Here is a 19,430-nt window from a genome sequence, read left to right as displayed (position 1 = left end):
GTCTCTCAAGACTTTCCGGCTTGCCCCCTTTCGCAAATGCAAAAAAACCTGTAAGAGCCCGGCCATTGAAGATGCGGCGTGCCTCAGATACGCCCCGAAACCTCCGAGTATTCACACATGAAAATGCGCAACATCGCGATCATCGCACACGTTGACCATGGGAAAACCACGCTCGTCGACGAACTTCTGAAGCAGTCGGGTTCTTTCCGCGACAACCAGCGCACGACCGAGCGCATGATGGACTCGAACGATCTCGAAAAAGAGCGTGGCATCACCATTCTGGCGAAGGCCACCTCGATCGAGTGGAAGGGCGTCCGCATCAACATCGTCGACACCCCCGGCCACGCCGACTTCGGCGGCGAAGTCGAGCGCATCCTGTCGATGGTGGACGGCGCGATCGTTCTGGTCGACTCGTCGGAAGGCCCGATGCCGCAGACCAAGTTCGTCGTTTCCAAGGCGCTGAAGGTCGGCCTTCGCCCGATCGTCGCGATCAACAAGATCGACCGCCCCGACGGCCGCCACGAGGAAGTCATCAACGAAGTCTTCGACCTCTTCGCCAATCTTGACGCCACCGACGAGCAGCTCGACTTCCCGATCCTCTATGGTTCGGGCCGTAACGGCTGGATGAACGTCAATCCGGAAGGTCCTAAGGAAGATGGCCTGGCGCCGCTTCTCGACCTCGTCCTGAAGCACGTTCCGGAGCCGAGTGTCGGCGACGAAGACGGCGCGTTCCGCATGATCGGCACGATCCTGGAAGCCAACCCCTTCCTCGGCCGCATCATCACCGGCCGCATCCATTCCGGTTCGATCAAGCCGAACCAGTCCGTCAAGGTTCTTGGCCAGGACGGCAAGCTGATCGAAACCGGTCGTATTTCGAAGATTCTGGCGTTCCGTGGCATCGAGCGTACGCCGATCGACGAAGCGCATGCAGGCGATATCGTCGCCATCGCCGGCCTGTCGAAGGGCACGGTCGCCGACACGTTCTGCGATCCCTCGGTTAGCGAAGCGCTGCACGCCCAGCCGATCGACCCGCCGACCGTCACCATGTCCTTCATCGTCAACGACAGCCCGCTGGCGGGCACCGAAGGCGATAAGGTCACGTCGCGCGTTATCCGCGACCGCCTGTTCAAGGAAGCCGAAGGCAACGTCGCGCTGAAGATCGAAGAAGCCGAAGGCAAGGATTCGTTCTACGTGTCCGGCCGCGGCGAATTGCAGCTGGCCGTTCTGATCGAGACCATGCGCCGCGAAGGCTTCGAGCTTGCCGTCTCGCGTCCGCGCGTCGTGATGCACAAGGACGAAGCCACCGGCCAGATGCTGGAGCCGATCGAAGAAGTCGTCATCGACGTCGACGAGGAGCATTCCGGTGTCGTCGTCCAGAAGATGTCCGAGCGCAAGGCCGAGATGACGGAACTGCGTCCGTCCGGCGGCAACCGCGTTCGTCTGAAGTTCCTGGCTCCGACCCGCGGCCTGATCGGCTACCAGTCGGAACTTTTGACCGACACGCGCGGCACGGCGATCATGAACCGCCTGTTCAACGACTACCAGCCCTACAAGGGCGACATCGGTGGCCGCGTTCAGGGCGTTCTGCTCTCCAACGATGCCGGCGAATCGGTTGCCTACGCCATGTTCAACCTGGAAGATCGCGGCCCGATGATCATCGAAGCCGGTGAGAAGGTCTATGCCGGCATGATCATCGGCATCCACACGCGTGACAACGACCTCGAAGTCAACGTTCTGAAGGGCAAGAAGCTCACCAACATGCGCGCTTCCGGCAAGGACGAAGCTGTCAAGCTGACCCCGCCGATCCGCATGACGCTCGACCGCGCGCTGTCCTGGATCCAGGACGACGAACTGGTCGAAGTGACGCCGAAGAACATTCGCCTGCGCAAGATGTATCTCGACTCGAACGACCGCAAGCGGTTCGAAAAGTCGCGCGGCGCTGCATAAGCAGCGGGCTTTGCAATGAATGTGAAAGGGCGCAGCGGCCTCGGTCGCTGCGCCCTTTTCGTTTGCCGGGTCAGGATTTCAGCACGCCGCTCTTCTGCGCCGTCCAGGTAGCGATATAGTCCATCAGGGCGTTGTTCAGGCAATCGGATGGGGTCAGGCCCAGTTCCGTCAGGTGCGCCCGGATGGCCGACATATCGGCCGGGTTCGTGCCGGATTCGATGATCGAGGAGACGAAGGCGGCGAAGCCGGGCGGCGACCAGCCATCCTCTTCGAAACGCTCCGGATGAATGAAGTCCAACCCCTGGAACGGATGCTCCCGCTCCACCGGACCGTACATGTGCACGCCGCAGCCCTTGCAGGCATGCCGCTGGATGAGGGCCGCCTTGTCGACCACATAGAGCTTGTCGCCATTTTCCAGCACGGTGATCTTGTCGTGGGGGGCAACGGCGACGACCGAAAACGTCGCTCCGGCCGGTTTCCCGCATTTCGTGCAGCCACAGGCATGATTATGTGCCACATCGCCTTCGACCTTGACCCTTACGGGACGATCGGCGCATTCACAGACGAGCGTGCCGCCGGTAAAGCTGCCGGAGCCTTTGGGTATACCCCGGTCAAGCAACGGATGTAGAGAAACAGTTCCTGCCATTATCTCCTCCCAATGCCGGTTATCGCATCGTCTCCCCGTGCCGGCAGATCGCGGCAAGACGCCTCGGCGGGTAGCATAGCACGATGGCAGGAGAATCCTTATGGGGGTCGCGGATCGGCCGTAGCTTTAACAGGCGCCACTCCGTGACGCCCGCCTCAGTTGCAGGACCTCTATAGGCCCAGCCATATGCTCCGGCGCAGGTGTTCAGTCCCGCAGCGAGCCTGGTCAAACTCGGGGCCGGTGAACTATCCAAGAGTCACACAACTTGTGTCTGACGCTCATCTCATACGATGAAGAAATCCTGGTGGGTCAGCGCGAGGTTCGGATCGAGGGTTGCAACGAGAACGCTGCCACCGGCCGCCTTGCCGTTGCTGTCGTAGTATAGCTCGCCGGTGTCGGTCTCATAGATCAGCCGATGGCTATCGGTTGTCGCAAGGCCGGTGCTGTTGCGGACAAAGGCAGACGACGATAGGGGGCCGGCAGCACCGATCTTGGTAAAGACGCTGTTTTCCAGCCGGATCGTATCATCTGCCACAGAGAAATCGGAGATGAAGTCTACGTTGGTGGATGCACTGAGTGGCGCATTGAGCAGGAAGATGTCTTTGCCCGAACCGCCCGTCAGTGTGTCGTTGCCCGTGCCGCCGATCAGAACGTCGTCGCCGCTGCCGCCCGAGAGGACATCGTTGCCAGCAGCCCCATTCAGCGTGTTGTCGCCGGTATTGCCGGTGAGGCTGTTGTTCAGGAGGTTGCCTGTGCCATTGATATCCGCGCCACCCTGCAAGATCAGGCGCTCGATGTCGGCATAATTCGTCAGCGAACGGGTGATTGTCGAATAGATCGTGTCGATGCCGCCAGTGTCGGTGACCGTGTCGGCACTCGCACCGAGAATGTATCGATCGTTTCCAAGACCGCCGGCGAGCGCATCCTGTCCGCCACCGCCGTCAAGTGTGTTGTCACCACTGTTGCCCGTGATCGTGTTGGCCAACGCGTTGCCGGTACCGTTGATGTTTGCGGTGCCCTGAAGCGTCAGCCGTTCGATGAAGCCGTAATCCATGAGTGTGCGGCTGATCGTGGAGCGGATCGTGTCTGTTCCACCGGCATCGATCACCGTGTCATTACCGTTGCCGAGAACGAAGACATCGTTGCCGAGACCGCCATCGAGCGTATCCGTACGTGTGTCGGCGCCACCATCGAGAATGTCGTTACCCTCAAAGCCACGCAGTGTATTGGCGCCGCTGTTGCCGGTCAGGGTGTTGTTAAGCGAATTGCCGTTGCCGTTGATCGCGACCCCGCCGATGAGATTGAGATTTTCCTGATAGGCCCCGAGTGTCCGGGAGATCGACGAAACGACGGTGTCGATACCGCCATTGACGGGATCGGAGGATTCAATCACGACGTCAGAGGTATTATCGACGAAATAGGTGTCGTTGCCGCTGCCACCGGTCATCCGGTCAGCGCCGGTTTCGCCGTAGAGCAGGTCATCACCGGCCGCACCGGTCAGCGTATCGTTACCGGCGCCGCCTCTCAGCTGGTTGTTGCCAGTATTGCCGACGATGACATTGTCAATGCCATTACCGGTGCCGTCGATATTGCCGGTGCCTGTCAGCGACAGGTTCTCGACATGGCTTTTCAACGTGAAGCTGACACTCGAGAAGACCTTGTCGACGCCGCCATTGGCTGCATTATCGACCTCCGTCACCTGATCGGTAACGTTATCGACGTAGTAGGTATCGTCGCCGGTGCCGCCGCTCATCTTGTCCACACCGGTGCCGCCGATCAGTGTGTCCCGACCGTCGCCGCCACTCAGCGTATCGTTGCCGGCACCAGCATCCAGCACGTCGTCGCCACCATTGCCCGTCAGCGTATTGGACCCGACATTCCCGGTGATGACATTGGCGATGTCGTTGCCGGTCCCACTGAGATAGGCCGTGCCGGTCAGGATCAGGTTTTCCACATTGGAGCCGAGTGCGTGATTGACGGAACTGCGGACCGTATCGACACCGCCGGCGCTGCCGGACTGCTCGATCGCCCTATCGCGCGTACTGTCAATGATGTAGGTGTCGTTGCCATCACCGCCGAACATCTGGTCGCCATTCAGCGTATCATTACCGCCAAGCCCGAAAAGCTTCGTTCCGAAGCCAGCATTCAGAGTGTCATTGGCTGTCGTGCCTGATATCTCGAACGTCGAAAGACTGCCGTCGGCATCGACGCGCTGCGTGAAGATTTCGCCATTCGAGCTACCCGACCCCTTCCATTTCACGACATACCCGCCGTCGTCCAGGGCCACGATCGGCGTAACTACCGATGAGAGAGACACATTGCCATCAGCCGTGTTGATGCGGAGTTCTCCACCGATAGCCACGCCGTTGGCATCGAACCGCCGTGCCAGGATGTTGTTCCCGCCGGTCGCCGGCGATTGCCAGATGACGACGAAACCACCATCACTCAGGACCGCGACCGATGGCGACTGTTGCGGGCGGCTCGTGGTGATGTTGACGACGAACTCGGCACCAACCTTAGCGCCAGCGGCATTATAACGCTGCATGAGAATGTCCCCGGCCAGGCCGAACTCGTCCGGGTCCTGAAGCACGGATGTCACAACGAAACCGCCGCTATCGAATGCTGCGATGCTCGAGCCAGATCCGATTGGCCCCAAAGGCGTCCCATCGGCGGTGAAGGCCTGAAAACGGCCGAAGTATTCGGTATATTCGCTCTCGCTGCCCGGGTTGTGTACGATCAGAGACTTCACCCCCACAACGTATCCACCGCCGCTCAACTGCGTTACGGATGAAACTGAGCCTTCCTCGTCGGGCAATAGCTCAAATGTCGCTTCGTCACTGACGGTGGCGAAATTTGCATCATACTGTTGAAGATAGAAGGTGTTGGTGTCTCCCCGGACAGTCACAAATCCGCCACCGGCCAAGGCGTAGAAAGACGTCGCGCCTGTGATATCGACTTCTTCGGCGACGGCGCCACCCAACTGGTCATAGCGCTGGACGAATGTTCTCTGCAGAACGCCACCGTCATATTCGCTGCCAACGACGAAAACATTGCCAGCCTCGTTCAGGACGACTGACGCTGTATCCGACGGAAACGTAACCTCGTCACCGACCTCCACGCCGGCGGCGTCAAACTGCTGGGCGCTGAAAGCGAGTCCGCCGGGAACCGTGGTTCGCGTCACCAGAACATAACCGCCGTCGCCCAGCATGAAAGCCGATGTGTTCACATCGTCTGCGATCTTCACTTGGCCCGTCGGGATATCGGTATCCGGCCCTAACGCGATATCGCGATCGTCGAAGCGGGCGATATCCACTCCCGTCAGGATATGGGTGCCGGTGTTGCCATCGGTTGCGTCGATATCGATCGCCCGAAGCCGACCATTGACCGTCTCGAAACGGTAGCCTTCAGCCTTTCCTTGCAGCACCAAAACAGCCATAATTCCATCCTTCCTAGATGATGATATCGGCTCTATACGACGGCCATTGATAGCTCGTACTATTCGAGAGATTTAGCTCTTTGTCCAGATTAGAAACGCGATCGATGAACGACCAATAATTGTCGGAATAAAGATTACGTGTCTGACGATTACATTTGACGAGCCTAATATATATATTGATCGTGACTTTTTACAGTCAAATTGGCGGTCATAAATGTGATTTAAACTTGAAACAGGGAATTCAACAGTCGGCACTTTCGCTACCCCTCACGAAGAGTCGCATCGAGGTCGGCCTCTCTCCATTTCGGCAGGAGGCTTGTCGCCTCAACATCGATCAATCTGATTTGGCGCCGAAACGCCGAAGCGGCGTTCACTGCACCACCGTAACAGGGCCGGCGATGGCAAAAGTGCCGTTCGTGAACTTTGCTTATCCTGAAAGCCTTCCGTTCACCTCCTTGGCAGCATGCAAACGAACAAAAAAAGCCCCGTCATCGCTGACAGGGCTTTTTGAATGTAAGAACCGAAAACGGTGCTTACGCAGCTTCTTCCTGTGCATCGTCCTCTTCGACGGCCTTGCCGCGCTTCGGACCCTTGTTCAGGTTGGCCTCGACGAGACGGACAGCCTCCGTTTCCGACATCTTGTTCACGGCTGCGATTTCGCGCGCCATGCGGTCAAGGGCAGCTTCGTAAAGCTGGCGCTCGGAATAGGACTGTTCCGGCTGGTTTTCAGCGCGGTAGAGGTCGCGTACGACTTCGGCGATCGAGATCAGGTCACCGGAATTGATCTTGGCATCATATTCCTGCGCACGGCGCGACCACATGGTCCGCTTTACACGTGCCCTGCCCTGGACGACCTTCAATGCACGCTCGACGAAATCGGTTTCGGACAGCTTGCGCATGCCGATGGAGACGGCCTTGGCAACCGGCACCTTCAGGCGCATCTTGTCCTTTTCGAAATCGATCACAAACAGTTCGAGCGACATGCCCGCAACCACCTGCTCTTCGATTGCAACGATTTGTCCAACGCCATGGGCCGGGTAAACGATCGATTCACCGGTCTTGAATCCATGGCGTGTTGAAGATTTTTTCTGCTGGGTCGTCATTCGTTTCAAAAACTCCCTGTTACGCTCCCGGCGGTTCGCCGGGGCCGGGTCAGTCAGGCCCGGAATGGACGGGGACACCGTCGGGTGACTCCATACTGATCCGTTCCAACGGTCATCAAATCGATCTTCTGCGAGGCGATCACACACATGCAACAGACGTTGCGTATTTGGGGTCAGCCGCGCCGTGGGACTCTTTTGCTTTCGTGATGGTTTTTCGAGCACGCGCAGTGCTGCGATGTGGATCAGTATTCAGACCCTATCATAAAAAACTGCGGAAATCAATAATTTGCTTTACAACGCAGAAGAACCCCAACCAGTCCGTCACGGACATGGTTAAGCCACGATTCCCCTAATTTCGCCACTTTTCGCAGCCCGGTTGACCAACACGTAACCGGTTGCTTTCGAACCCATTATGTCAGTCGCCCTGACCTGGCTTCGGCGAAAAATACTTCTCGTACTTGCCTTCGACGCCGTCCATTTCCTTGGCTTCCGGCATCTCGTCACGCTTGACGGTGAGATTGGGCCATTGCGTGGCGAATTCGGCATTGACTTTCAGCCACATGTCCAGACCCGGCTCGGTATCCGGCTTGATGGCCCCCGCCGGACATTCCGGCTCGCAGACGCCGCAGTCGATGCACTCGTCGGGATGGATAACCAGAAAGTTCTCACCCTCATAGAAGCAGTCCACCGGGCACACTTCCACGCAATCGGTATATTTGCAGCGTATGCAATTGTCGGTCACGACATACGTCATGAGGTACTCCAGCGATTTCTCACATTTGATGGCAGACAGCAACCAAGAGTGAAGCCCGCTTGCCCGCATCCGTTGAGGATTATCAGCCCGCCGACACCTCTCGCGGCGCACGAGGGCTGCTTGTTGACCCCGTCAGGTAAAGGCTTTGACCCGCCTTTGCAAGAATAATCCATGCGTCAAATCACCAGCCAGGGAGACAGTTTTCTAATCGTCCTGCCAGTCAGCCTGAAGCCTGTCTACCTCGCGCCGTTCTTTCTTGGTGGGGCGGCCGCTGCCGCGCTCGCGGGTGGCCTGTTCGAAGAGGGTCGGCTTTTCTCCCGGCACCACGGCAGGGGTCAGGTCTTCATAGAGAAGGCGGGCTTCCTCGTAAGGTCCACGCCGATTGCCGGGCGCCAGAACCCGAACGGTCGTGTCGCGCCGGTCGGACGAGAAGACAACGACGTCGCCGGTTTTCAGCGCGTGAGACGGCTGGGTAATACGGGTATTATTCACTTTGACATCGCCCCCCTCGATCGCCTTCTGGGCGATCGAGCGGGATTTTGTCAGCCGCGTGAAGAACAGCCATTTGTCGAGACGCTGGCGGGAAGCCGGCAGGGACTGGGGCTGTTTTTCGGCCATGGCACTATTTCTTCATCTGCTCCTTGAGAGCCGCGAGCTTGGCGAAGGGCGAATCCGGATCCAGCGGCTTTTCCTTGCGCGGCGGACGGGCTTCGAACTTGGCAGCCTGCGGCTTTCCGCCGCGGTCGTTGCGATCCGGGCGGTCCTGACGGTCACCCTTTTCATGGCGATGACCGCCCTGCGGCTTTCCGCCATCTCGCCCACCGTCACGGCCGCCATCACGACGGTTGCGATCCGGCCGACCGCCGCCCTTGCGGTTATCATCGCCGCGTGCCTCGCGGCGGCCCTCGCCGTCACGGCGCTGATCGCCACCCTCGCGGCGGGCCTCGCCCTGCTGTGCGCGATTGTTGCCGCCACGGCGCTCGCCCTGCGGACGCCCGCCAGAACGCTGGTTGTCGTTACGACCACCCGGACGCCAAAGGAGAACGGGCTTGGCTTCGACGGCCTCTGTCGGAACAGCGTCGGCAGTTGGTGCAGCGTCAGCTGCTGACGCTACAGCCTCGACAGTGACTGTCTCGGAATTTGCCGAAGCAGTCTCTTCGGCCTGCGCCGGAGCCTGTTCGGAACCTTGCGTTTCTTCGCCGGCCGCATCGGCATCATCATGGTCAGCCGTTTCCGCCGGTGCGTCCGTCGCGACTGCGGCCGGAGCGGCTGCGCCTGCCTGCGACGCCAAGAACGCGGCAGCGTCCTCGGCCTTCACGGCGTCGGCGCGATAGCCGAGACCCTTGAGGATCTCTTCCATATCGTCCGGCGTCGCACCGAGGATCGACAGCATCGCCGTCGTCGCGGTGAAGCGGCGGCCGTCATAGGCGCCGTCCGGACGATTTGTCGTGCCCGGCTTCCATTGCAGCAGCGGACGGATGAGGTCGGCCAGGCGCTCGAGGATATCGATGCGCACGGCGCGCTTGCCGAGGAAACGGAAGCCGGCCAGCTTGTAGAAGGTCCGCTCATAGGACGGATCGGTGACAACCGATGTACGACCTGCGGCCAGGACCGGGATCAGATCGCCGTAACCGGGCTTGTCGAGACCGTCGTTCTTCAAGGCCCAGAGCAGGGTGATGAGTTCGGCCGGCGCCGGCTTCAGGAGCGCCGGCATGAAGATGTGATAGGCGCCGAAGCGGATGCCATGACGGCGAATCGAGGCGCGCGCCTCCTGGTCCAGCGACTTGACGTCATCGGCGACATCACGACGGAACATCACGCCCAGATTTTCGACCAACTGGAAGGCCAGGCCCTTGGCCAGACCTTCGAGATCTTCCGCACGGGAGAGATCGTCGAGCGGCTTCAAGACCGTCGAGATGTGGTGATTAACGAAGCGCTCGATGCGGGCGAGCACATGCTCGCGGGCATTGCCCTGCAGTTGATCGTCAGCGAGCAGAAGGACACGCGGACGCATGACATGATCGCTGGCGGCAAGACGTGCCACGGGATCGCCGAGCCAACGCACGAGACCATCCGAAGCCAGAGCGAGATCGGCATTGCCGGCGGCATGCAGCCGCGCAGCACGCGCTTCGAACTCGAGCGCCAGCGCCTTCTGCGCAGCGCCCTGCGCCGCACGCGCGTCAAGACCGTCGGTCACTGTCGCCAACGTGAAACGGAAGCCCGCCAATTGTCCCACATGATGACCTTCAACGAAGACATCGCCATTTACACTGATTTCAGCTTCCAACATCGCATTCTCTCTCAGGCGCTTCATGAGCACAGATGTCCTGCGATCAACAAAGCGTTTCGTCAACCTTTCATGTAACGCGTCAGACAATCGATCTTCGATTTCCCGCGTCTTTTCTTGCCAGTGTGTCGGATCGGCAAGCCATCCCGGACGGTTGGACACATAGGTCCATGTCCTGATTTGGGCAATTCTGGCGGACAATGTGTCGATTTCACCATCCGTAAGATCCGCACGACGAACTTGTTCGGCCATGAAATCTTCGTTCACTGTGCCACGGCGAACAAGATCGGCATAGATGGTCGAAATGAGATCGGCATGCTGCGCCGGCGTTATACGCCGATAGTCGGGAAGAGCACAGGCCTCCCAGAGTTTTTCTACACGCTCCGGTGTCGTCGCGACACTGGTGATTTCCGGATAGCGCGAAAGATAATCCAGCGCCTGCTGATCCACCGCCGGCAATGCGCGCGTCAGTCCGTGAACCGTCGGCGCCGCGTCGAGGCTTTTCTTCAACGCGGCAATGGACGCAAAGTTCAGCGCCTTGGAGCGCCATTGCAGGACACGAACCGGATCGAACTGGTGCGATTCGATTCGGTGGACCAGTTCGTTGTCGAAGGGTTCGACCCGCGAGGTCACCCCGAAGGTGCCATCACGCAGGTGGCGGCCGGCGCGGCCGGCGATCTGCGCCAGTTCGCCAGGATTCAGGTTGCGGAACTGGTAGCCGTCATATTTGCGGTCCTGGGCAAAGGCGACATGATCGACATCGAGGTTCAAGCCCATGCCGATCGCATCCGTCGCCACCAGATATTCGACATCACCGGCCTGATAGAGCGCGACCTGGGCATTGCGGGTGCGCGGTGAAAGCGCCCCCAGCACGACCGCGGCACCGCCCCTCTGACGGCGTATCAACTCGGCGATCGCATAGACCTCCTCGGCCGAGAAGGCGACGATGGCGGAACGTTGCGGCAGGCGGGTGATCTTCTTGGAGCCGGCATAGAGCAACTGCGACAGGCGCGGCCGCTCGACGACGGTGATGCCTGGCAAAAGCTGTTCGAGAATCGGCCGCATGGTCGAAGCGCCGAGAAGCAGCGTCTCCTCCCGCCCGCGCAGATGCATCAACCGATCGGTGAAGATATGACCGCGCTCAAGATCGCCAGCGAGTTGCACCTCGTCGATCGCGACGAAGGCGGCCTTGGTCTCGCGCGGCATCGCCTCGACGGTGCAGACGGAAAACCGCGCCATATGCGGAGTGATCTTTTCCTCGCCGGTGATCAGCGCGACATTGTGAGCGCCGACCTTCTCGACCAGCCGCGTATAGACCTCGCGGGCGAGCAGTCGCAGCGGCAGGCCGATCACGCCGGATTCGTGCGCGACCATGCGCTCGATCGCATAATGCGTCTTGCCGGTATTGGTGGGGCCGAGGACCGCGATCACGCCGCGGCCGCTCAAGATCATGGGTTGGTCAGGCACTGTCTCGATCCTGCGCACTTTCAGTCTGCGAAGGCCTTCACGGCGGGTAACCGCTTCAACCGGCAGAGCACACATGCCCATGCAGAGGCACAAAGGCAAGGGCAGACGGCAAGGAAACGCTAGAAATGGAATCCACGGGGCCGGATTTTCAGGTGCACCGGCCCGAATCGGAACAGCCATGGAACGAATCAGCGACGAATCGCTGACTCCATCGGATTCAGGATTTGTTCACGGCTAGATATTGATTTCCGAAGCCGGATTCGAACAACATCGTGAATCGTGTTTCCTATGAAAAACGCCGGTTTCGAAGCAATCGGCATCCAGCGAGATTCAGAATCCAATTATTTGAAAATTCTGGAAAATTTAACCCGGCGACTTAGCTGCTTTCGTTCGCAAGCTCAAAAACGTGACATCGAAGCGACTCACAAGAAATCGACAGGTATCACGCCGCCATTCCCCAGCTTCACCAGATATGGTCCGCACGAGGCAGCCTTTCACATCCGGCAGTCAGTCCGTCTTTCGCCAGATTCCTATTACGATTTAAGAGGCTTCAATACGTCCGTGCATCTCCGGAAAACACAGACTGAAAAATGCGTTCTGAGGCCCCGACGTTAACCTCTCAACCAAAGCAGGAACGAACAGGCGACGAATCGCCGACATAAGCCGTTTCCCGTTTTGTTCACCGCGAGATATTGTGTAAAAACAATTTGTTAACCATAGGAAACAGTGGATAAACCTCCCACTCCATAACTTCTACGCCAGCGATATTAACCTCTGCGGAAATGCAAAACGGCGCCCGCGAGGGCGCCGCTACGAAACGCTGACGGATGCAAATCAGACGAAGAACTGGCCGCCATTGGCCGAGATCGTCGAACCGGTGATGAAGCCGGCATCATCCGATGCAAGGAAAACCACGATGCGGGCGATTTCGTCGGGTTCGCCAAGCCGGCCAACCGGGATTTGCGGAATGATGCGCTCGTTGAGGACCTTTTCCGGGATCGCCCGAACCATTTCCGTCCCGATATAGCCGGGGCAGATCGCGTTGACCGTGATGCCCTTCGCTGCACCTTCTTGGGCCAGCGCCTTGGTAAAGCCGAGATCGCCGGCCTTCGACGCGGAATAGTTAGCCTGGCCCATCTGGCCCTTCTGACCGTTGATCGAGGAAATGTTGATCACGCGGCCGAAATTGCGGTCGCGCATGCCGCCCCAGATCGGATGCGTCATGTTGAACAGGCCGGTAAGGTTGGTGTCGATAACCTCGTTCCAGTGTTCCGGCGTCATCTTGTGGAACATGGCATCGCGGGTAATACCCGCATTGTTGACGAGAATTTCGATCGGGCCAAGGTCCGCCTCGACCTTGCCGATTCCCTTTGTGCATTCCTTGTAGTCGGACACGTCCCATTTGTAGGTCGGAATACCGGTGACGTCGGTGAAGGCCTTTGCCTTCTCGTCATTGCCGGCATAGGTCGCAGCGACCTTATAACCGGCGGTCTTCAACGCGATGGATATGGCCGCGCCGATACCGCGCGATCCGCCCGTGACCAATGCTACCCTGCTCATAGGACTCACTCCCCTGTTGTATGGTTCTTGTCTTGATGCCGCCGTCCAGGGACTCGGCACGATTCTTCCGGCTTTTGCCGTGAAGCATGCCCCGGCCGCAAAGGCCAGAGCAATTGATCAAACAATGAAAATCACAGCCGCTCGACACACATGGCAACGCCCATGCCGCCACCGATGCAAAGTGTCGCCAGGCCCTTGGACACGCCGCGACGCTTCATTTCGAACAGCAGCGTGTTGAGCACCCGGGCGCCGGAGGCGCCGATCGGATGGCCGATGGCGATGGCGCCGCCATTGACGTTGACGATCGACGTATCCCAGCCGAGATCCTTGTTGACGGCGCAGGCCTGCGCAGCAAAGGCTTCGTTGGCCTCGACGAGTTCGACATCCGCAACCGACCAGCCGGCCTTTTCCAGCGCCTTGCGCGATGCCGGGATCGGGCCGGTGCCCATGATCTGCGGATCGACGCCGGCCGTGGCCCAGGACACAATGCGCGCGAGCGGCTGAATGCCACGGCGACCGGCCTCGGCCTCACTCATCAAAAGGGTCGCAGCCGCACCGTCATTGAGACCGGAAGCGTTGCCGGCGGTGACCGTGCCTTCCTTGTCGAAGGCCGGACGCAGCTTGGTCATCTGGTCGAGGGTCGCGCCGTGACGGATGTATTCGTCCTGATCGACGGTGACGTCGCCCTTGCGGCCCTTGACGATGAAAGGGATGATTTCGTCAGCGAACCGGCCGGCCTTCTGCGCGGCCTCGGCCTTGTTCTGCGAACCGAGCGCGAACTGATCCTGGTCGTCACGCGACAGCTGCCATTTCTTGGCGATGTTTTCGGCCGTCGTTCCCATGTGATAGCCGTAGAAGGCGTCGGTCAGGCCATCCTTGATCATGGTATCGACCATCTTGAAGTCGCCCATCTTCACGCCACCGCGCAAGTGCGCGCAATGCGGGGCCATCGACATCGATTCCATGCCGCCGGCAACGATGATCTTCGCATCGCCGGTTGCAATCTGCTGCATGCCGAGTGCCACGGCGCGCAGGCCGGAACCGCAGAGCTGGTTCATGCCCCAGGCGGTGGCTTCCTGCGGAATGCCGGCCTTCATCGCAGCCTGGCGGGCCGGATTCTGGCCCTCACCGGCGGACAAAACCTGACCGAGGATAACCTCGTCCACTTCGGCCGGCTCGACGCCGGCACGATCCAGAACGCCCTTGATGACGGCGGCACCGAGTTCGTGCGCGGGTGTTGTGGCAAACGAGCCGTTGAACGAACCGACGGCGGTGCGGCCCGCGCTGGCGATGACGATGGAGGGGGTGCTCATCCGATGTTTCCTCGTTCTTTTCTTCGCAATTGCTAAAGACTGGCAAAGGTCATCGCGCAAGTCAAACGCGATAATGTGACACATCGCACCGCGTGGCTGTCACAACCTGGACAAGGGCGAAATCTCGCACCTGCGTCGCCGCATTGCACAAAGAGATTGTCAGAACCGGATTTTTACGGATACTCTGAAAAACACAATAAAGACGGGAGCATGGGGAGGAGACCCAGATGGCTAAACACGACGGTCAGATCGTAATCAAGAAATACGCCAACCGACGGCTCTACAATACCGGAACAAGCACATACGTTACCCTCGACGATCTCGCGGTCATGGTGAAAAAGGGAGAGGAATTCACCGTTCAGGACGCGAAATCAGGCGAGGACATCACCCATTCGGTGCTGACCCAGATCATTTTCGAGCAGGAATCCAAGACCGGCAACACGCTTCTGCCGATCTCCTTCCTGCGCCAGCTGATCTCGTTCTACGGTGACCAGATGCAGATGGTCGTGCCGAGCTATCTCGAGCATTCGATGCAGGCCTTCACCGACCAGCAGGTGACGATGCGCGAGCAGATCAACAAGGCCTTCGGGGATACGCCGCTCGGCAAGAACCTCGCCGTGCCGCTGCAACTGGTGGAGGAACAGGTCAAGCGCAACACCGAGATGTTCCATCAGGCGATGCAGATGTTCTCCCCCTTCATGGCCGCGACACCTGCTGCCAAGGAGCCGCGCAAGGCGGAAGCCAAGGACATCGACGAGTTGAAGGAACAGCTGCGTGCGCTGCAGACGAAGCTCGAAAATCTGGGGTGAAACGCGACCGCGAATAACGGAACGCCCTCTTCTCCCCAGCGGGGAGAAGTGCCGAACGAAGTGAGGCGATGAGGGGGCGACGGCGTAAGCCGGCGCGAGCGGCATATCCTGCAGGCGGCCTTCGGCCCCCTCATCCGGCGCTATGCGCCACCTTCTCCCCGCTGTGGAGAAGAGAAAAACGCTCAAAGCCCGATCGACACATCCCGTCCGGCCGTGCGCATCGACACGGAGAAGCCGGCGATAACGTCGATGAAGGAAATCGTCATCAGGATGAAGAAGACGTGGGTCGCGGCATTGGCGACCAGCAGGAATTCCACCAGGAAGACGATGAACAGCACCATCGACAGAAGGTGATCCATCAGCGCCTTGGAACTGATGCGGGTGGCTTTCAGGATCTCGACGAAAAGCAGGAGCAGAGCAATGACGATCATCAGATCGCCGACGCTCATCGTCCAGACGGCACCCGAGAGCATGGTCATCGACAGGATCGTGTTTTCGAAAACCGCGACCCCGCCGCTTCCCAGGATGCCGACCATTCCCAGATTGTAGAGAATGAACGGCAGGATCAGCAATGGAATGGCAGCAATCATCAGAACGGGCTCCCGATTTGCGCGCCGGCATTCGGCGGGCTTTGTCTCTGTCTACATTATCGTTCCGGTCAAGAAAATGACCGTGGGAACGACATAGGGCAGCGTTTGCGCAAGGCGACCGGAAGGTCGCACGTCATCAATAGCCCAGACAACAGAAAAGGGCCGGCGAAAGCCAGCCCTTCAAATATCAAGCCTAACGGCAACGCTGATTAAGCGGAAGCCTTCGGGGTCAGAACCTGGCGGCCGCGGTACATGCCGGTCTTTAGGTCGATGTGGTGCGGGCGACGCAGTTCGCCGGAGTTCTTGTCCTCGACATAGGTCGGGGTCTTCAGCGCGTCAGCGGAGCGGCGCATACCGCGCTTGGACGGGCTCGTTTTTCTTTTCGGTACAGCCATTTCATACTCCACTTATCGGGCAAAACTCTGTTTCTCGGCCAGACCGTTGGCCGGGACAAACAGATGTCAATCTCGGAATTTGCCGGGCTTATACATGCCCCACAGGCGTTTGACCAGTCCCTCCCGGCATTTTTTCGAGTCAGCCGGTCGCGAGAGGAATCAGGCCTCGTCCTCGGGCACCACCCACGTCTCGGCCAGGGCGGCCTCCTGCCATTTCTGGAAGGCCGGATGAGTCTTGATCGCATCCATATATTCGAGCGAGCCGGGATTGCGGGTGAGGTCGTAGACCTCGAAGCGATTGACCACGGGTGCGAACATGGCGTCGGCAGCGGTAAAGCGGCCGAACAGGAACGGGCCGCCGGAGCGGGCAACCGCCTCGCGCCAGATCGTTTCGATCCGCTCGACATTATCAGCGACAGCCTTCGATACCTCAATCCCGCGCTTTTCCCGGCGCATATTCATCGGGCAGGCATTGCGCAGGGTCTGGAAGCCGGACAGCATTTCCATGGAATAGCTGCGTGCCACCGCGCGCTCCGCCGGATCCTCGGGCCAGAGCCCGGCCTTGGGAAACAATTCGGCGGCATATTCGATGATCGCCAGCGATTCCCAGACGCGGACATCGCCGTGATGCAGGACCGGAACGCGGCCGGTCGGCGAGATATCCCTGAATTTCGGATTGCCGTTTTCGAAATCGAAGGGAATGACGACATCCTCGAACGGGATCCCGCAGGCTTCCAGCGCGATCCACGGCCGCAGCGACCAGGACGAATAATTCTTGTTACCGACATAGAGCGTGAGTTTTGTCACCAGTCTTCCTCCGTCCTTCGAGAAGCGAGGCCCTGCTATAGATGACACCGATCTCTTGCCGCCAATGAAAAGACCTGATCTCAATCATAAAGGCATTTGATATATTCGCCGGACCGGCCGGCGCGGCGCTCGATCAAGGATGCCAGACGCCTCAGGCCACGGCCGGGCTTGCCGGCATTGCGCTCGATCGGATTGGGCAGCGAGACCGCAAGAAGGGCGGCCTGCCGGCGCGTCAGCTTGGCGGCGGAGACGCCGAAATGATGCTGGGCGGCGGCCTCCGCGCCATAGATGCCCGGCCCCCACTCGGCGACATTGAGATAGAGTTCCATCATCCGGCGCTTGGTCCAGACGAAATCCGCGACGAGCGCCAGCGGCAGCTCCATTGCCTTCCTGAGGAACGAGCGGCCGTTCCATAAAAACAGGTTCTTGGCGGTCTGCATCGGAATGGTCGAGGCGCCGCGTGTCGATTCCCCCTCGAGCGCGTCGTTGACGACGCCGCGCATCTGCACCCAGTCTACCCCGGCATGCATGCAGAACTGGCCGTCTTCCGACATCATCACCGACTGGACGAGATTGGGCGATATCTGGTCAAAGGAGACCCATTGCCGGTCGTAACCGCGCAGCAGCACGAGATCCCGCAGCATCAGCGTCGAGATCGGATGGATGAAGCTTGGAAAATAGAGAAGGATGAGGACGTAAGGGAGAAGGACCAGGCCAATCACCCACAGGAGCAGCCTGCGCCAGCGCTGGCGGAGCGCCTGCATCCACCCGTTCAAACGGCTACCGCGCGAGCCGGTCGATGGCACGTCGTCCTCCCCACGCGTTTCCGGTACGATGTCCAAACTCTTAAAGCGCCCGCCTGAATGATCCCAGATTTCTCTTAGAGCAAGAACGGCTGGAATTGAACGTCTTTTCGCAAATTGTACCCGGTACTGGCGTTGAAGATGGGTGAACGCCATTCCAGAGGCAAAATCCAATTGCCAGAACGCGCGCTGTCATGCCAAAGAGCCCGGCATGAGCGATCAGTCCACATCCTTCGAAGCCCGCCTGAAGGCCCGCGCCAAAGCCGTGGAAACCTGTCTTTCCGGCATTCTCGGCGAAACCATCCAGCCCGACGAGATTGCCCGCCCCGCCCCGCTGCTTGCCGCCATGCGCCACGGCCTGCTCAACGGCGGAAAGCGGCTGCGCCCCTTTCTCGTGATGGAAAGTACGGCCCTTCTCGGCGGCGATCCAGAGGCAGCGCTTCGGATCGCGGCGGCGCTGGAATGCGTTCACAGCTATTCTCTGGTGCATGACGACCTGCCGGCCATGGACGACGACGATCTCAGGCGCGGCCAACCGACCGTGCATATTGCTCATGGCGAGGCGAACGCGATCCTCGCTGGCGACAGCCTGCTGACGCTTGCCTTCGATATCATCGCAGCACCGGAAACCAAGCTGCTGGACCGGCAGAAGACCGAACTGGTGCTGGCGCTGGCACGCGCTTCCGGCATCGGCGGCATGGCCGGCGGCCAGGCGCTGGATCTGGCGGCGGAAGGCTGCGTGCTGGACGAGGCCGAGATCACCACGCTGCAAGCGATGAAGACCGGTGCGCTGATCCGCTTTGCCTGCGAAGCCGGCGCGATCATCGCCGCTAGCAGCGTCGGCGAACGCCGCCTGATGCGCCAATACGGCGAAACCATCGGCCTCGCCTTCCAGCTCGCCGACGACCTGCTCGACCTGACGGCGGATGCCGAAACCATGGGCAAGGCCACCGGCAAGGACGCCGCCCGCGGCAAGGGCACCCTGGTTTCGCTGCGGGGGCAGGATTGGGCGGAGACACGGCTGGCGGCTCTGGTGGCCGATGCTGCGGCTCTGCTGGAGCCATTCGGCGAGCGCGCGAATATACTCACCGAAACGGCCGGCTTCATCGCCTATCGCAGCCATTGAAAGATGGTGGTATAAATTTCATTTCATTCAGCGTTGGCAGGTATGGGGTGTTAAAAACATTTTCCGAGCAAGACATGGAAAGCCTTCTCGCGGCGTATCTCAAGGAGCATCCCGATGCCCTTGAGCGGATGCATTTTGTCATGCTGCATCCCTTTCGAGATGATGATGATGAAATGTCACGCAGCGCGCGAGAAATTCACCATGTCGCAAAACGAATGAAATTCTTTCAGGACTACGTCGCCAGAAATCCCTATGATTCCACGATACTGATCAATAACCCCACGCCCAGATCCAAACTGTATTTAGACTTTGTTCATTACGTCGCGGCGCTGCTTGGGCCTATCGGAAGCTACGAGATATTCAAATAGACTTGGATGATATCCCAAA

Annotated in this window: 16 protein-coding genes; 4 read left to right on the top strand and 12 right to left on the bottom strand. The window is 59.4% G+C overall.

Annotated features, from left to right (window positions below):
- Window positions 1-117 precede the first annotated feature (117 nt).
- Window positions 118-1,947 (top strand): translational GTPase TypA, encoded by a 1,830-nt coding sequence (gene typA / locus ASG68_RS24650; RefSeq protein ID WP_062586364.1) that lies wholly within the window; start codon window positions 118-120, stop codon window positions 1,945-1,947.
- Between the two features lie 70 nt (window positions 1,948-2,017).
- Here typA and gfa read toward each other — a convergent pair whose 3' ends face one another.
- The 8 genes from gfa to ASG68_RS24610 all read right to left on the bottom strand — a co-directional run bounded on the left by gfa (window position 2,018) and on the right by ASG68_RS24610 (window position 14,513).
- Window positions 2,018-2,593, bottom strand: a complete 576-nt coding sequence (gene gfa, locus ASG68_RS24645; RefSeq protein ID WP_062586361.1) for an S-(hydroxymethyl)glutathione synthase — start codon at window positions 2,591-2,593, stop codon at window positions 2,018-2,020.
- A 283-nt stretch (window positions 2,594-2,876) separates the two neighbouring features.
- On the bottom strand, window positions 2,877-6,029 hold the full coding sequence (locus ASG68_RS31625) for a beta strand repeat-containing protein (protein ID WP_062586359.1): 3,153 nt from the start codon (window positions 6,027-6,029) through the stop codon (window positions 2,877-2,879).
- A 533-nt stretch (window positions 6,030-6,562) separates the two neighbouring features.
- The gene (locus ASG68_RS24635; protein WP_062586357.1) at window positions 6,563-7,132 is read right to left on the bottom strand and encodes a CarD family transcriptional regulator; all 570 of its coding nucleotides are present in this window, start codon (window positions 7,130-7,132) and stop codon (window positions 6,563-6,565) included.
- A 415-nt stretch (window positions 7,133-7,547) separates the two neighbouring features.
- Complete coding sequence (gene fdxA, locus ASG68_RS24630) at window positions 7,548-7,886, bottom strand: ferredoxin FdxA (RefSeq protein WP_062586354.1); 339 nt, start codon at window positions 7,884-7,886, stop codon at window positions 7,548-7,550.
- Window positions 7,887-8,090: 204 nt separating this feature from the next.
- Window positions 8,091-8,504 (bottom strand): RNA-binding S4 domain-containing protein, encoded by a 414-nt coding sequence (locus ASG68_RS24625; protein ID WP_062586351.1) that lies wholly within the window; start codon window positions 8,502-8,504, stop codon window positions 8,091-8,093.
- Window positions 8,505-8,508: 4 nt separating this feature from the next.
- Window positions 8,509-11,625, bottom strand: coding sequence for a helicase-related protein (locus tag ASG68_RS24620; RefSeq protein WP_062586348.1), 3,117 nt, complete (start codon window positions 11,623-11,625; stop codon window positions 8,509-8,511).
- Window positions 11,626-12,474: 849 nt separating this feature from the next.
- Entirely contained in the window at window positions 12,475-13,200 is a 726-nt protein-coding gene (locus ASG68_RS24615) for a beta-ketoacyl-ACP reductase (RefSeq protein ID WP_062586346.1), read from the bottom strand.
- 131 nt (window positions 13,201-13,331) lie between these two features.
- Entirely contained in the window at window positions 13,332-14,513 is a 1,182-nt protein-coding gene (locus ASG68_RS24610; RefSeq protein WP_062586344.1) for an acetyl-CoA C-acetyltransferase, read from the bottom strand.
- A gap of 227 nt (window positions 14,514-14,740) precedes the next feature.
- Here ASG68_RS24610 and phaR point away from each other — a divergent pair, with 227 nt between their 5' ends.
- Entirely contained in the window at window positions 14,741-15,322 is a 582-nt protein-coding gene (phaR, locus tag ASG68_RS24605; protein WP_062586342.1) for a polyhydroxyalkanoate synthesis repressor PhaR, read from the top strand.
- A 182-nt stretch (window positions 15,323-15,504) separates the two neighbouring features.
- Here the strand turns inward: phaR and ASG68_RS24600 are convergent, their stop codons facing one another.
- From ASG68_RS24600 to mtgA, 4 genes are all read right to left on the bottom strand, one after another.
- Entirely contained in the window at window positions 15,505-15,912 is a 408-nt protein-coding gene (locus tag ASG68_RS24600; RefSeq protein ID WP_062601730.1) for a hypothetical protein, read from the bottom strand.
- Between the two features lie 209 nt (window positions 15,913-16,121).
- Window positions 16,122-16,307: a 50S ribosomal protein L32 gene (rpmF, locus tag ASG68_RS24595; protein WP_060502645.1), complete on the bottom strand. Its 186-nt coding sequence runs from the start codon at window positions 16,305-16,307 to the stop codon at window positions 16,122-16,124.
- Between the two features lie 159 nt (window positions 16,308-16,466).
- Window positions 16,467-17,114 carry a glutathione S-transferase family protein gene (locus tag ASG68_RS24590; RefSeq protein ID WP_062586338.1) on the bottom strand — a complete coding sequence of 216 codons (648 nt, stop codon included), beginning with the start codon at window positions 17,112-17,114 and terminating at the stop codon, window positions 16,467-16,469.
- A gap of 80 nt (window positions 17,115-17,194) precedes the next feature.
- Entirely contained in the window at window positions 17,195-17,878 is a 684-nt protein-coding gene (gene mtgA / locus ASG68_RS24585) for a monofunctional biosynthetic peptidoglycan transglycosylase (RefSeq protein WP_200943193.1), read from the bottom strand.
- Between the two features lie 250 nt (window positions 17,879-18,128).
- On the opposite strand from mtgA, the gene ASG68_RS24580 reads away from it, so the two are divergent.
- Together ASG68_RS24580 and ASG68_RS24575 are read left to right on the top strand one after the other, a co-directional pair.
- Window positions 18,129-19,043 (top strand): polyprenyl synthetase family protein, encoded by a 915-nt coding sequence (locus ASG68_RS24580; RefSeq protein ID WP_062586336.1) that lies wholly within the window; start codon window positions 18,129-18,131, stop codon window positions 19,041-19,043.
- A gap of 74 nt (window positions 19,044-19,117) precedes the next feature.
- On the top strand, window positions 19,118-19,411 hold the full coding sequence (locus tag ASG68_RS24575) for a hypothetical protein (RefSeq protein ID WP_156373603.1): 294 nt from the start codon (window positions 19,118-19,120) through the stop codon (window positions 19,409-19,411).
- The last annotated feature ends 19 nt before the right edge of the window (window positions 19,412-19,430 follow it).

It is taken from the genome of Rhizobium sp. Leaf453 (genome assembly GCF_001425605.1).
Classification (GTDB): Bacteria; Pseudomonadota; Alphaproteobacteria; order Rhizobiales; family Rhizobiaceae; genus Pararhizobium.
This window is presented reverse-complemented; position numbering and strand designations above follow the sequence as displayed.

Excerpts from the sequence above, each read along its gene's own strand:
- typA (WP_062586364.1), top strand. The coding sequence starts at position 118 with ATGAAAATGCGCAACATCGCGATCATCGCACACGTTGACCATGGGAAA.
- gfa (WP_062586361.1), bottom strand. The coding sequence starts at position 2,593 with ATGGCAGGAACTGTTTCTCTACATCCGTTGCTTGACCGGGGTATACCC.
- ASG68_RS31625 (WP_062586359.1), bottom strand. The coding sequence starts at position 6,029 with ATGGCTGTTTTGGTGCTGCAAGGAAAGGCTGAAGGCTACCGTTTCGAG.
- ASG68_RS24635 (WP_062586357.1), bottom strand. The coding sequence starts at position 7,132 with ATGACGACCCAGCAGAAAAAATCTTCAACACGCCATGGATTCAAGACC.
- fdxA (WP_062586354.1), bottom strand. The coding sequence starts at position 7,886 with ATGACGTATGTCGTGACCGACAATTGCATACGCTGCAAATATACCGAT.
- ASG68_RS24625 (WP_062586351.1), bottom strand. The coding sequence starts at position 8,504 with ATGGCCGAAAAACAGCCCCAGTCCCTGCCGGCTTCCCGCCAGCGTCTC.
- ASG68_RS24620 (WP_062586348.1), bottom strand. The coding sequence starts at position 11,625 with ATGATCTTGAGCGGCCGCGGCGTGATCGCGGTCCTCGGCCCCACCAAT.
- ASG68_RS24615 (WP_062586346.1), bottom strand. The coding sequence starts at position 13,200 with ATGAGCAGGGTAGCATTGGTCACGGGCGGATCGCGCGGTATCGGCGCG.
- ASG68_RS24610 (WP_062586344.1), bottom strand. The coding sequence starts at position 14,513 with ATGAGCACCCCCTCCATCGTCATCGCCAGCGCGGGCCGCACCGCCGTC.
- phaR (WP_062586342.1), top strand. The coding sequence starts at position 14,741 with ATGGCTAAACACGACGGTCAGATCGTAATCAAGAAATACGCCAACCGA.
- ASG68_RS24600 (WP_062601730.1), bottom strand. The coding sequence starts at position 15,912 with ATGATTGCTGCCATTCCATTGCTGATCCTGCCGTTCATTCTCTACAAT.
- rpmF (WP_060502645.1), bottom strand. The coding sequence starts at position 16,307 with ATGGCTGTACCGAAAAGAAAAACGAGCCCGTCCAAGCGCGGTATGCGC.
- mtgA (WP_200943193.1), bottom strand. The coding sequence starts at position 17,878 with ATGCAGGCGCTCCGCCAGCGCTGGCGCAGGCTGCTCCTGTGGGTGATT.
- ASG68_RS24580 (WP_062586336.1), top strand. The coding sequence starts at position 18,129 with ATGAGCGATCAGTCCACATCCTTCGAAGCCCGCCTGAAGGCCCGCGCC.
- ASG68_RS24575 (WP_156373603.1), top strand. The coding sequence starts at position 19,118 with ATGGAAAGCCTTCTCGCGGCGTATCTCAAGGAGCATCCCGATGCCCTT.